General features: G+C 68.6%; 15 protein-coding genes. 9 read left to right on the top strand and 6 right to left on the bottom strand.

From position 1 onward, the window contains the following. Window position 1 precedes the first annotated feature (1 nt). Complete coding sequence (locus ACWEIJ_RS35020) at window positions 2-436, bottom strand: nuclear transport factor 2 family protein (protein WP_449841535.1); 435 nt, start codon at window positions 434-436, stop codon at window positions 2-4. Between the two features lie 82 nt (window positions 437-518). Between ACWEIJ_RS35020 and ACWEIJ_RS35015 the strand changes: the two genes are divergently transcribed. From ACWEIJ_RS35015 to ACWEIJ_RS35005, 3 genes are all read left to right on the top strand, one after another. After that, window positions 519-1,082: a CGNR zinc finger domain-containing protein gene (locus ACWEIJ_RS35015; protein WP_449841534.1), complete on the top strand. Its 564-nt coding sequence runs from the start codon at window positions 519-521 to the stop codon at window positions 1,080-1,082. Between the two features lie 82 nt (window positions 1,083-1,164). Beyond that, the gene (locus ACWEIJ_RS35010) at window positions 1,165-2,322 is read left to right on the top strand and encodes a hypothetical protein (protein ID WP_449841533.1); all 1,158 of its coding nucleotides are present in this window, start codon (window positions 1,165-1,167) and stop codon (window positions 2,320-2,322) included. A 125-nt stretch (window positions 2,323-2,447) separates the two neighbouring features. After that, window positions 2,448-3,122, top strand: coding sequence for a family 16 glycoside hydrolase (locus tag ACWEIJ_RS35005; protein WP_449841532.1), 675 nt, complete (start codon window positions 2,448-2,450; stop codon window positions 3,120-3,122). A 78-nt stretch (window positions 3,123-3,200) separates the two neighbouring features. On the opposite strand, the gene ACWEIJ_RS35000 is transcribed toward ACWEIJ_RS35005, so the two are convergent. After that, window positions 3,201-3,851, bottom strand: a complete 651-nt coding sequence (locus ACWEIJ_RS35000) for a hypothetical protein (RefSeq protein ID WP_449841531.1) — start codon at window positions 3,849-3,851, stop codon at window positions 3,201-3,203. Between the two features lie 179 nt (window positions 3,852-4,030). Between ACWEIJ_RS35000 and ACWEIJ_RS34995 the strand changes: the two genes are divergently transcribed. Continuing rightward, a complete protein-coding gene (locus ACWEIJ_RS34995; RefSeq protein ID WP_449841587.1) occupies window positions 4,031-5,602 on the top strand; it encodes a GAF domain-containing sensor histidine kinase in 1,572 nt (523 codons plus the stop codon). Window positions 5,603-5,607: 5 nt separating this feature from the next. Here ACWEIJ_RS34995 and ACWEIJ_RS34990 read toward each other — a convergent pair whose 3' ends face one another. Continuing rightward, window positions 5,608-6,264, bottom strand: a complete 657-nt coding sequence (locus ACWEIJ_RS34990; protein WP_449841530.1) for a response regulator transcription factor — start codon at window positions 6,262-6,264, stop codon at window positions 5,608-5,610. An 84-nt stretch (window positions 6,265-6,348) separates the two neighbouring features. Here ACWEIJ_RS34990 and ACWEIJ_RS34985 point away from each other — a divergent pair, with 84 nt between their 5' ends. After that, window positions 6,349-7,149 carry a universal stress protein gene (locus tag ACWEIJ_RS34985; RefSeq protein WP_449841529.1) on the top strand — a complete coding sequence of 267 codons (801 nt, stop codon included), beginning with the start codon at window positions 6,349-6,351 and terminating at the stop codon, window positions 7,147-7,149. Here ACWEIJ_RS34985 and ACWEIJ_RS34980 read toward each other — a convergent pair. After that, window positions 7,136-7,693, bottom strand: a complete 558-nt coding sequence (locus tag ACWEIJ_RS34980) for a YceI family protein (protein WP_449841528.1) — start codon at window positions 7,691-7,693, stop codon at window positions 7,136-7,138. The two genes, ACWEIJ_RS34985 and ACWEIJ_RS34980, sit on opposite strands and share 14 nt — an antisense overlap. A gap of 94 nt (window positions 7,694-7,787) precedes the next feature. Here ACWEIJ_RS34980 and ACWEIJ_RS34975 point away from each other — a divergent pair, with 94 nt between their 5' ends. Next, on the top strand, window positions 7,788-8,321 hold the full coding sequence (locus ACWEIJ_RS34975) for a MarR family winged helix-turn-helix transcriptional regulator (protein WP_449841527.1): 534 nt from the start codon (window positions 7,788-7,790) through the stop codon (window positions 8,319-8,321). Here the strand turns inward: ACWEIJ_RS34975 and ACWEIJ_RS34970 are convergent. Next, the gene (locus ACWEIJ_RS34970) at window positions 8,226-9,170 is read right to left on the bottom strand and encodes a GlxA family transcriptional regulator (protein ID WP_449841526.1); all 945 of its coding nucleotides are present in this window, start codon (window positions 9,168-9,170) and stop codon (window positions 8,226-8,228) included. The two genes, ACWEIJ_RS34975 and ACWEIJ_RS34970, sit on opposite strands and share 96 nt — an antisense overlap. A 70-nt stretch (window positions 9,171-9,240) precedes the next feature. Here ACWEIJ_RS34970 and ACWEIJ_RS34965 point away from each other — a divergent pair, with 70 nt between their 5' ends. Continuing rightward, on the top strand, window positions 9,241-9,390 hold the full coding sequence (locus tag ACWEIJ_RS34965) for a hypothetical protein (protein ID WP_449841525.1): 150 nt from the start codon (window positions 9,241-9,243) through the stop codon (window positions 9,388-9,390). Here the strand turns inward: ACWEIJ_RS34965 and ACWEIJ_RS34960 are convergent. After that, complete coding sequence (locus ACWEIJ_RS34960; RefSeq protein WP_449841524.1) at window positions 9,383-10,504, bottom strand: citrate/2-methylcitrate synthase; 1,122 nt, start codon at window positions 10,502-10,504, stop codon at window positions 9,383-9,385. The genes ACWEIJ_RS34965 and ACWEIJ_RS34960 overlap by 8 nt on opposite strands. 42 nt (window positions 10,505-10,546) lie before the next feature. Between ACWEIJ_RS34960 and ACWEIJ_RS34955 the strand changes: the two genes are divergently transcribed. Then, window positions 10,547-11,668, top strand: coding sequence for a citrate synthase (locus ACWEIJ_RS34955; protein ID WP_449841523.1), 1,122 nt, complete (start codon window positions 10,547-10,549; stop codon window positions 11,666-11,668). Between the two features lie 540 nt (window positions 11,669-12,208). Next, window positions 12,209-12,430 (top strand): hypothetical protein, encoded by a 222-nt coding sequence (locus ACWEIJ_RS34950; protein WP_449841522.1) that lies wholly within the window; start codon window positions 12,209-12,211, stop codon window positions 12,428-12,430. Window positions 12,431-12,508 lie beyond the last annotated feature (78 nt).

Raw genomic sequence — 12,508 nt, 5'->3', positions numbered from 1 at the left:
GCTACTCCGTCGGGATCTCGTAGGTCGAGTCCGGGTCGACGCGGCGGTCCGCTGCCGCGATCCTGATGTCGTTGATGCTCGCCTCGCGCCGGCTCATCAGGCCGGACGGTGCGAACTCCCAGTTCTCGTTGCCGTAGCTGCGCCACCACTGGCCCTCGTCGTCGTGCCACTCGTACTGGAAGCGCACGGCGATGCGGTCGTCCCCGAAGGCCCAGAGCGACTTCCGCAGCACGTACTCGTGCTCGCGCTGCCACTTCCGCGTCAGGAACGCGACGATCTCATCGGTGCCCCGGACGAACTCGGACCTGTTGCGCCACACCGAGTCCGGCGTGTAGGCGGCGGCCACGCGGTGCGGGTCGCGGGTGTTCCAGGCGTCCTGGGCGGCCCGCACCTTCTCCCGGGCCGTGTCGGCGTCGAACGGGGGCACGAGGGTCACGGGAGGTCCTTCCAACGGTTGGGCGACGCTGCAAACGTTAGAACGATTGTCTAACGAATGCAAGCCTGTGTTACCGTTAGACGTGCTGACGCCCGACGAACCCCGTCCGGTCCTGCTGATGAACACCATCTGGGCCAATCGGTCGCGGGTGAACGACGACCTGATCACGGTCGGTGGACTCCGCGACTTCCTGGGCGTGCCGGTCGGTCAGGACGACCTGGAGGCCTTTCGCGCGCTGCGGCAGGCACTGCGGGACCTCGCCGGCGTGCTCACCGAGGACACGCGTGCGATCGCGCGGGATCGTGACCTGGGGCGCGCGGTGGCCGAGGTGAACCGCGCGGCGAGGAGCGCGCCGCAGTGGCCGCAGCTGACCGTGCGGGACGGGGAACTGTTGCGGGACAACGAGAGCGAGGGTTCGCCCGCCCGCCAGGCGCTCGCCTCGATCGCCGCGGAGGCGGTGGACCTGTTCACCGGGGCGGGCCGGTCGTCGTTGCGCGCCTGTCATGCGCCGGGCTGCGTGCTGTACTTCGTGAAGGACCACCCGCGCCGCGAGTGGTGTTCGCCGGCATGTGGCAACAGGGTCCGCGCGGCACGCCACTACCGGCGCAATCGGGGTGAATCCCCTGGTCCGAACGGGTTTTCCTGATCGCCGAAGCTACACATGAGCCGCTGGAGTTCCGATAACCGGAGAACAGTAGGGCGCGCATTGTGTGTGGTGGTGATCCGCGATGTCCCGAGAATCCGTGCCAGGTCACGACATCAGCTATCACCTCGTCTGCTTCGACGAGACCGGCAACGAGCGGGGGCGCCAGAGCGCGGACGTCCTGTGGGACGCCCGGCGCGGTGTCACCGACGTGTTCTTCTTCATCCACGGGTGGAACGGCGACGTCCCCGCCGCCCGTGAGCAGTACGGGCAGTGGATCAGGACGATGGCCGACTGCCGTGCGGAACGTGAAGCGGCGCACGGGCTTCCGGGCGGCTTCAAGTCGTTGCTCGTGGGCCTGCACTGGCCCTCGAAGGCGTGGGGCGACGAGGACGTGCGGTCCGACGAGTTCATCAAGGCCTCCGCGCAACGCCTCGGCGGTGGAGCGGGGCGCACCGCCGCGGTGCGCACGATCGTCGAAGCCGCGCGGCAGCACCCGTGCCGGATGTCGGCCGCCGTCAAGCAGGCCTACGACTACCTGGAGAGCTCGGTCCCGGACCTGCCCGGCGAGGACGGGATGCCGTTCGACGCCGAGCAGCTCTACCGCGCGTGCCTGGAGGACCCGGCGCTGGGCGGGATCCTGTCGCCGTTGCGGATCCTGACGTTCTGGAAGATGAAGCGGCGCGCCAAGGTGTTCGGTGAGAGCGGCGCGGCCCGCATCGCCCGCGAGGTCGCGCAGGCCGCCCCGAACGCGCGCATCCACCTGATGGGTCACAGCTTCGGCTGCATCACCGCCACCGCGATGGCGAACGTGGTGCCGGCCGCGACGCTGACCCTGGTGCAGGGCGCGATGTCGCTGTGGTCGTTCGCGGAACGGCTGCCCGGCGAACCCGGCTCCGGCTACTTCCGCGGCGTGCTCGCCCGCGTGCCGGGCCCGATCATCGTCACGACCTCCGCGCACGACTACGCGATCGGCCGGTTCTACCCGCTGGCCGCGCGGTCGGGCCGCCAGGTCGACCTCGACGAGTACCCGAAGTACGGCGCCATCGGGGCGCACGGCGTGCAGGGCACCTACGCCCACGGGCACAACATCGGGTCTCCTGGCGAACTCACCAGGGGGCAGGTGCACAACGTCGACTGCTCGTCGGTGATCCGCCGCATCGACGGGATCGCCGGTGCGCACAACGACATCTGCCACCCCGAGCTGGCCAGGTTGCTGTGGAGGGCGGTGATGGCCCGGTAGGGTTTGTCCGTTTTCAGAAACACCGGTTTCCGTTGACTGCTCCGATGTCTCGGTTCTAACGTGGGTTGCACCGTCGCTGCCGAACACCTCGGAGCCGAGGACGGTAAAAGATGTTTCGTCGTCCATTGTGGATAGTCGCTGCCTTCGTGCTGGCGCTCGTCGCGGGAACGACCCCGGCGCAGGCCGCGGATCCCGTGCTGGTGCCCATCTTCGACGGCAAGACGCTCGACGGCTGGACCATGCACGCCAAGGACGCGTTCGTCGTGAAGGACGGCGCGATCGCCAGCAAGAAGGACACCACGCGCGGCTGGATCTACTACAACAAGCAGCAGTACAAGAGCTTCCGCTGGATCTTCAAGGTGCGCCAGATCTCCGGCAACCACAAGCCGACCGTGCTGATCTGGGGCAAGATCGCCACGCCTCCGCTCAACGGCCTCGGCGCCATCCAGTTCCAGCCGCCGAACGGTGGCGCGTGGGACTACCGGGTGGGCCACAACAACGGTGGCGGCAAGCTCTTCACGAAGTACCCGCACCCGAACATCGACGTGAAGAAGTGGGCGCAGTGCGAGATCCTCGCCAACGGTGACACCGGGGTCGCGCGCATGGCGTGCTGCCCGTTGCCCGACGGCGCGACCAAGTGCAAGGCGACGGAAGTCCTGAAGTTCGAGGACAAGAAGGAACCGGCCGGCCGCGAGGCACCGCTGGCGATCCAGATCCACAACAAGGGCATCGAGGACGAGTACAAGGACCTGGTCGTCGAGTCCCCGGTCGCCGACCCGACGAAGTTCATCACCACGTAGAGCCCCCGGGTAGAGGGATGCCGGCCCGTCCCGCGCCGCGAGTCACATGACCCCCGCGCGCCGTGGGACGGGCACGGCCTATCCCGCGCCCAGCCGCAGGACCATCTGCGGCACCAGCGTGTTGCCCAGGCACGGGCGCAGATCCGCGCGCAACGCGGACAGGCTGATCGGGTCCAGTGCGGGGGAGACGGCGATCCCCACCGTCCCGGCGGTCAGCACGACGCGCTGCATCGCCTGTCCCGCACGGATTTCCGCCGCGGCACCCTGGTTGAACGTGCACAGCACCAGCTCGGTCCCGCCGGCCAGGTGCAGCCACGCGCGTTCCACCTCGGCCGCGCGGGACAACAGGCCGCGCCAGGAGGCGAGCTCGGGGAACGTCGTCCACGTGCGACGGTTCGTGCGCAGCGCGTGGAGCAACGCCAGCACGTCCGGGCTGGGCTCCTGATAGCCGCCGAGCCGCACGGCCGCGGCGGCGTCGTTGGCGCTCGGACCGGGCAGCAGCGTCACCAGTGGACGGATGCCGTGGCCCTGCAGCGCCAGCCGGACGTTGAGCAGCGCGACCCCGCACGCGACCCGCGTTTCCCTGCTGTGCGGCGTGGTGGTGTGCAGCTCGATCTGCTCGGGACGCACCTCGAACCGCACGCCGGGCGCGGCGGCTCTCGCGAGCGCGAGGACGCCGCGCACGTCCTCACCCGCGAGTCCGAGTGAGTCGGGCACGGCGATCGTCATGCTCACACTGTCAGGTCAGGGGCGTCGGCTCGGCCACGGTCGAAGGTCCTCTCTTGATAGGGCCGTGCGATGGGCGGACAGGGCCGTGCGATGGGCGAAAGTGTGCGAATCTAGTCGGCGTGTCTGACGTGCCCGGTCGCCGAGGCCTCGACGAGCTGCTCGACGAGGTCCGAGACCGCATGGATGAGATCGTGACCACGCGTGACCACATGCAGGAGCTGCTCGGCGCCGTTCTCGCCGTCGCGTCCGGGCTGGAGCTCGATTCGACGCTGCAGCGCATCGTCCAGGCGGCGGTCGACCTCGTCGGTGCCCGTTACGGAGCCCTCGGCGTCCTCGGCACGCGGGACGATTTGTCCGAGTTCGTCTACGTGGGCGTGGACGAGGAAACGCGCGCCACGATGGGCCACCTGCCCGAGGGCAAGGGCCTGCTGGGGTTGCTGATCAAGGACCCGACGCCGCTGCGGCTGCGCGACCTGGCCCAGCACGACATGTCGGTCGGCTTCCCGCCCAACCACCCGCCGATGCACAGCTTCCTGGGCGTGCCCGTGCGCGTGCGCGACGAGGTGTTCGGCAACCTCTACATGACCGAGAAGATCGACGCCGCCGAGTTCACCGCCGACGACGAGGCCGTGCTGCAGGCACTGGCCGCGGCCGCCGGCATCGCGATCGAGAACGCCAGGCTGTTCGAACGGTCCCGGATGCGCGAGCGGTGGCTGGAGGCGATCGGCGAGGTCAACTCAGAACTGCTCGGCGGCGCGTCCGGCGAGTACGCCCTGCGCCTCATCACCCAGCGCACCGTCGAGCTGGCGTCCGCCGACGCGGCCCTGGTCGTGCTCGGCGACGGCGAGGACACACCGCTGTCCGTGGCCGCGAGCGCGGGCATGCGCATCGACGACTTCGACTCCGCCGACTACGCGGTCGACGAGGTGATCCGCTCCGGCGTGCCGCTGCTCGTGGACGACCTCGGCACGGCGTTCGGGTCCGCGCTGGCGGTGCCGCTGAGGTCGGGCCCGGCGGTCACCGGCGCGCTCGTGGTGCTGCGCAAGGGCGGCGAGACCCGCTTCCTGCCCGACCAGGTGCCGGTGCTCGCGTCCTTCGCGGACCAGGCGGCCGTCGCACTGGAGTTCGCCGAGCAGCAACGCTCCCAGCGCCTGCTGGACGTGCTGGAAGACCGCGACCGGATCGCCCGCGACCTGCACGACCACGTCATCCAGCGGCTGTTCGTGACGGGCCTGACCCTGCAGGCGACCATGCGGCGCATCACCGAACCGGAGATCGCCGCCCGCCTGCAGACCGCCGTGGAACAGCTCGACGAGACCGTCCGCGAGATCCGCACGTCCATCTTCGACCTGCACTCCACGGACAACACCTCACTGCGCCGCAGGCTCCTGGACCTCGTGGCCGGCCTGACCGAGGCGACCCACCTGTCACCCGCGGTCCGGATGTCCGGCACCGTCGACAACTCCGTGCCACCCGAACTCGCCGAACACGTCGAGGCGGTGGTGCGCGAGGCCGTCACCAACACCGTGCGGCACGCCGAGGCGACCGAGCTCACCGTGCTGATCGACGCCGGCGAGGACGTCGTGATCACGGTGCAGGACAACGGAGTCGGCATCCCGCCCGAAGCCTCGCGCAGCGGCCTGCGCAACCTCGCCCGCCGTGCCGAGCAGTTCGGCGGCACGTTCGCGGTGCGAGCGACCGAGGGCGGCGGCGCCTGCGTGGTGTGGCGCGTGCCGCTCCCGGTCACGTAGACCTGTCAGGCCTGGCGGGGCTTCTCGCCGTCCTTGCGGAACTGCGAGGCGAACACGGCGGCCTGCGTGCGGCGCTGCATGCCGAGCTTCGCCAGCAGGTGCGAGACGTAGTTCTTGACCGTCTTCTCCGCGAGGAACATCCGCTCGGCGATCTGCCGGTTCGTCAGGCCCTCGCCGATCAGGTCGAGCACCGTGCGCTCCTGCTCGCTGAGCATGCGCAGCGGGTCGCCCTCCTCGCGTTCGCGCCGGATCCGGTTCAGCAGAGCCGAAGTCGTGCGGGCGTCGAGCAGCGACTGTCCCGCCGCGACGGTGCGGACCGCGTTCACCAGGTCGGCGCCCAGGATCTGCTTGAGCACGAATCCGGACGCGCCGGCCATGATCGCGTCGAACAGCGCCTCGTCGTCGGCGAAGCTCGTCAGCATCAGGCACTGCAGGCCCGGGATGCGGCTGCGCAGTTCGCGGCACAGCTCGATGCCGTTGCCGTCGGGGAGCCTGATGTCGAGCACCGCCACGTCGGCCTGGGCTCCCGGCACCTTCGCCAGGGCCTCCGCGACCGACGCGGCGTCGCCCACCACTTCGAGGTCGGACTCCTCGCCGAGCAGGTCCGCGATGCCGCGGCGGACGATTTCGTGATCGTCGACGAGGAAAACACGCGTCGCCATTTGTGACACGGTAGCCCAAAGACCCTGCGAGAAGGGGACCATCGGCACGCGGCTCACTACGACGATCGGGCCTAGTTTGGGATCATGAGCGCACTGCCTGTGGTGGTCGGTGTCGACGGGTCCTCGTCCGCGCTCGCAGCGGTGGCGTGGGCCGCGCGAACGTGCAAATTGCACGACGCGCCGTTGCGGCTGGTGCACGCGTACACGCTGCCCACGCGGGGGTATCCCGAAGTCATCTCATCGGCACGTGAGCTGCGGTCGGCGATGTACGACCAAGGGCGGATGTGGCTGTCTCAGGCCGTTGCCGTCGCACGGTCCGAAGCACCTGATGTGCCCGTGGAGCACGACCTGCGCATGGAACACCCCACGCCCGTGTTGCTCGCGGAGTCCGCACGCGCGCGGGAAGTCGTGGTGGGATCGCACGGCCTGGGCGGGTTCACCGGAGCGTTGGTCGGCTCAACGGCGGTCGCCCTGTCGATGCACGGTGAGAGTCCCGTGGTGGTGGTGCGGGGCAACCACGACGGGCCCGTAGTGGTGGGTGTCGATCTCTCGCCGGAGTCGGACCCGGCCGTCGGCTTCGCGTTCGACGAGGCGGCGGCGTCCGGGGTGCGGCTGGTGGCGGCGATGGCGCACCTCGACGAGCGGTCGTCGCTGCTGAACACGCGAATGTCCGGGTGGCTGGAGAAGTACCCGGACGTCGCGGTGGAACAACTCGTGGTGGGGGAGCGGCCGATCCCGTTGCTGCTGGAGCTGGGGCAACGGGCGGGGCTGCTCGTGGTGGGCTCGCGGGGACGTGGCGGATTCGCCGGGATGCTGCTCGGGTCTACCTCGCAGGCCCTGATCCACCACGCCCCGTGCCCCGTGGCCGTGGTCAGGCCTGCTTGATCGCCGAGATCTCGAACTCGAGGACGACCTTCTCGCTCACCAGGACGCCGCCGGTCTCCAGCGCGGCGTTCCAGGTCACGCCGTAGTCCTTGCGGTTGATGGTGTGCGAGCCCTCGAAGCCCACGCGGGTGTTGCCGAACGGGTCGACGGCCACGCCCTCGAAGGCGAACGGGATGGAGACGCTCTTGGTGACGCCCTTGATGGTCAGGTCACCGGTGATCTCGAAGTTGTCGTCGTCGAGCTGCTTCGCGGCGGTGGAGACGAACGTGATCTCCGGGAAGTTCTCGACGTCCAGGAAGTCGTTGGTGGTCAGGTGACCGTCGCGCTGCGCGTTGCGGGTGTCGATGCTGGCGACCTTCAGGGTCACCTCGGCGGTGGTGTTCTCCGGCTTGTCACCGTCGATGTCGATCTTGCCGTCGAACTCGTTGAACGCACCGCGGACCTTGGTGACCATCGCGTGACGTGCGACGAAGCCGATGCGGGAGTGCGAGGCGTCGATGACGTAGGCGCCGGTCAGTTCGGAGAGGTTGGTGGCGGTGGTCATGGTGGCCAGTCCTTCGGTTGGTCGATTTGGTTGAAGTGTCATCCACCCTGCCCGAACGTGGATGATGTGTCAACTATTCCCGTATGCTGAGCACGTGACGAGATGGCTGGAACCGGAGCAGCAGCGGGCGTGGCGTGCCTACGTCCGCATGCAGGGGGAACTGAACGCGCACCTGAGCAGGCAGATGTCGGTCGACTCGGACATCTCGATGGCCGACTTTGCCGTGCTGGTGCAGCTCACCGACACGCCTGAGGAACGCGTGCGCGTGCTGGAGCTCGCGCGGTCGTTGCACTGGGAGAAGAGTCGTATCTCACACCACGTGGCCCGGATGGAGAAGCGCGGGCTGGTGCGCCGCGAGAACTGCCGCAGCGACGGGCGCGGGTCGTTCGTCGTGCTGACCGACCTGGGCCGGTCCGCGATCGAGGCCGCCGCGCCCGCGCACGCCGAGACCGTGCGTTCGCTGGTGTTCGACCTGCTCTCGGACGCCGAGGTGGAGGCGCTGCGGGAGATCTCGGAGAAGGTCTTCGCGCGCCTAACGACAGGAGAATGTGCGGCGGTAATCGCTCGGTGCGACGCCGACGACCCGATGGAAGTGGTGCCGGAGCAGGGCGGCTGTTCCGAAGCCTGACCTGGCGGCGACCGCGTCGACGTCCAGGTCGGTCTCTTCGAGCAGCCTGCGCGCGTGCAGCACTCTTTGCAGTGACAGCCACTTGTTCGGGGTGGTGCCGGTCTCCGCGACGAACTTCCGCGCGAAGGTGCGCTCGGACATGACGGCGAGCTTCGCCATGGACGCCACCGTGTGGTTGTCCTCGATCGTCTCCAGCACCTTCTCCAGCACCGGTTCCAGGCTGTCCGAGCTGCACTCGGGGATCGGGAGCTCCACGAACTGCCGCTGACCGCCGTCGCGCTGCGGCGCCACGACCATCCGGCGCGCGATGATGTTGGCGATCTTGGTGCCCAGCTCCCGCCGGACGAGGTGCAGGCAGGCGTCGATGCCCGCGGCCGTGCCCGCGCTGGTGATGATGTTGCCGTCGTCCACGAACAGCACGTCCGGGTCCAGGTGGGCCTTCGGGAACCGGGTGGTGAACTCCCTCGTCTCGCGCCAGTGCGTGGTGCAGCGGCGGTCGTCGAGCAGGCCGGCCTCGCCGAGGATGAACGCCCCGTTGCAGACGCTGAGCAGCGTCGCCTCGGTCTCCTGCACGGTCTTGAGCAGCTTCTCCGGGTAGACGTCCCGGATCCGCGCCGCCGGGAGGGCGACCAGGTCGGCGTCCAGCAGTGCGTCGAACCCGTGCTCCGGCGTGATGCTGACGCCTCGGATGCTCGTCGGCACCGGCCGGTTCGGGAGCTCGCCGCACACGCGGAAGTCGATCAGAGGCACGCCCTCCTCGGTCCGGTCGATGCCGAACACCTCGCAGAGCAGGCCGAACTCGAACGGCGCGACGCCGTCGATGAGCGGAACCGCCACCGATCGCAGCATGGCAGGATTTTAGCGCGCTACGTCAGATCTGCCACTGTTGGCGGGATATCGATGGCCGCAAACTTTACGCATGACTCTTGCAGCGATCGTCCTCGTCCTCGCAGGTATCTCCGTCTGGCTCGACCGGCACCGCGACCGCAACGCCGGTCTGGCGGGCTCGTCCGACGTCGCAGACCGCGACCGCATCCGCGTGCGCAACGACCTGCGGTACCTCACTTGATCTGCTGGCTGATCCTCGGCTGGGGTCCCGTGTACCGGGCGACCGGGCGGATGATCTTCGTGTCCTCGGACTGTTCGAGCGCGTTGGCACACCACCCGATCACCCGGCTGCACGCGAACGTCGGCGTGAACATCTCGCGCGGGATCCCGCACTGCTCCATCACCACGCCGGCGTAGAACTCCACGTTCGCGTACAGCTGCCGTCCCGGCTTGAGCTCCTCCAGCAGCTCGGTGACGCGCTGCTCGACCGTGACCGCGAACTCGGTCAGCGGCGTGGGCTGCTCCAGCGCGATCTCCTTGAGCAGGCGCGCTCGCGGGTCCTCGGTCTTGTAGACGGCGTGCCCGAACCCCATGATCCGGTCGCCCTGCTCGATCCGTTCGCGCACCCACGCGTCGATGTTGTCCGGCGTCCCGATGAGGTCCAGCGCTTCCAACGCCCGATCCGGCGCGCCACCGTGCAGCGGCCCGGAGAACGTCCCGATCGCCGCCGTCACCGCCGACACCACGTCCGCGCCCGCGCTGGCGACCACGCGCGCGGTGAACGTCGACGCGTTGAACCCGTGGTCGATCGTGGCGATCAAGTACTGCTCGACTGCACGACTCGTCCACGTTGACGGCTCCCGTCCAGTCAACATGTACAACCAGTTCGCCGACGTTGACAAATCAACCCTGGGGTTGATCGGATCAAGTCCGAGCTTCAGCCTGTGCAGTGCCGCGAGGATCGTCGGCGTCATCGCGCTGACCCTGAGCGCGTCCGCCTTCCTGGTGCTCATCGGCGCGTCCCACATCGGCTGGCTCGGCAGCATCGACAACGCGGTCCGCAACCCGGCGAGCGCCGTGCACCCGGACCGCGCGATCGCGGGCAGCACCTCGCTGATCGTCGCTGGTAGCGAGCGGAGTTGCGCGGTCTGCGCGGCGAACGGCGCGGACTCCTCGGCGTCCGGCAGGCGCCCCTCGACGAAGAGGAACCACACGTCCTCGAAGGACCGCGTCCTGGCCAGTTCGATCGCGTCGTGCTCGCGGTAGTGGTAGTAGCCCGCGGCCCCGTTCACGTCCCCGATCAGGGTTGTGGTGACGACGACGTCTTTAAGCCCTTTGGGTGCATCAATCAACATGTACAAGAGGTTCCGTCAACATGTCATGTACAGTCAACGTTGATGGAATCAATGTTGACGACGAATCAAGCTGCCCGTCGCCTGGGCGTGAAACCGGCGACGGTGTACGCCTATGTCAGCCGCGGCCTGCTGACCAGCAAGAAGCTGAACCGGCACAGCATGTTCGACGTCGGCGAGGTCGAAGCTCTGGCGCAACGCACTGGTGCGCGCGGAGCAGTGGCGGCTGTGACCGATCGCATCCGCACCCGCATCTCCCTGCTGGAGAACGACCGCCTCCACTACCGCGGCCGCTCCGTCCCGGAGCTGTCCAGCACCAAGCGCTTCGAGGACGTGGCCCACTGGCTGTGGACCGGCGCCGACACCGTCGGCCTGCAGTTCCCGGAGGGCCAGGAGATCTGGATGGCCCTCCCGGACAGCGCCACGCTGACCGACCGCATCCGCGTGGCCGTGGCCCTCGCCGGCGCCGGCGACCCGCTGCGCTTCGACCTCGACCGCGCGGTCTCCACCGCCAAGGCCCTGATCGCCGACGTGGTCGAGTCCCTCCCCCTGGTCAGCAAACCACAGGGCACCGACATCGCCGACCGCCTGTGGGCCCGCCTGTCACCGGAACCCCCGCAGCCCGGCCTGCTCAACGCCGCCCTGATCCTGCTCGCCGACCACGACCTGGCCATCTCGACCATGGCCGCCCGCGTCGCCGCCTCCGCCCACGCTCACCCGTACGCCGTGGTGTCAGCCGGCCTGGGCGCGATGGAGGGCCAGAAACACGGCACCGCCACCACCATCGCCCACCGCTTCCTGGCCCAGGCCGAGTCCGACCCGATGGGCGCCGTGGCCGAGCACCTGCGCTCGGGCCAGCCCATCCCGGGCTTCGGCCACCGCGTCTACGCCAACCGCGACCCGCGCGCCGACCACCTGCTCGCGTTGCTGCGCAACCACGGCGACCTGGTGGCGGACAAGGTGATCGGCACCCAGCTGCAGACGTTCCCGAACATCGACCTGGCACTGGCCCAGCTCGGCCTGATGTTCAAGATGCCGGCGGACGCGGGGGAGGCCATCTTCGCGATCGCGCGGATCGTGGGGTGGATCGCGCACGCGATGGAGGAGTACCAGGAGCCGGGTCTGCGGTTCCGGACGCTCGGCGTGTACACGGGCGACCGCCCGTAATCAGAACGGCTTGGAACGCCTCCAAGCGGTGAGCGGTCGCTCGTTGACGGTGAGCGGTACTGAACCGCCATCTCGGTGCGTCAACGATTATTTGCGCAATACGAAGCCGGTGAAGTGTCCGTCCTGGCCGAAACTGGTTTCGAACCGGGCCCCTGAGCAGGCTGTTGTGGGAAATTCCGGTATCGCCGGAATGTGGAATTCCAATGGAACGCAGAATATTGTAGGGCCTCTGACCTGCGGAAACGCCCGTTTTTGTTCGGTACGGCTGATCAGTGGTACCGAACCGCGTTTGCCGCTCTCCGTCGCTTGCAAACCGGTCAGCGCCTGGTCGCTACGCACGAACGCACGCCCCTGGTTAGGTTGCGATCAGGTCCCGGTAGCGGTTCTGCGCAAATCAGTCTGAACAGCACGAACGGCCCCCTTGAGCAAAAGGGAGCCGTTCGCGAACCTTCGCCGGGACTGCTTCACGGGTGTGGCGTGGCTGCCCGTCCACGAGGAGCCGCGCCGCACCTCCTCACCAGCGAAGGAGGACTCGACACAGTGACCGTAAGACGCGTCGAAGAGGACGCGCCAGACCCGGACGGACAGGACGCTCATCTGCTCGGCGAGCGGCCAGAAAGTTTGGTCGGGCTGATGGGCCAGGTCATCGGCAACTGGTCGACGACACTGCGGGTCGCGGCGCTGCTCGCGCTGCTGATTCTCGGGTTGTGGCTGTTGCCGGTGGACCTGACGCTCGGTCCGCTGGAGATCACCAGGCACTGAGCAGGAGGCGGGCGGCACCTTCGAGAACGAGGAGTCGTCCGCCCTTCCGCCCGTCCGCCGACGACCCTGGTGTTCGCA

The sequence above is a fragment of the Lentzea sp. NPDC004789 genome (assembly GCF_053601075.1).
Note: the sequence above shows the minus strand (reverse complement) of the source record. Positions and strands in the feature narration are given on the sequence as shown.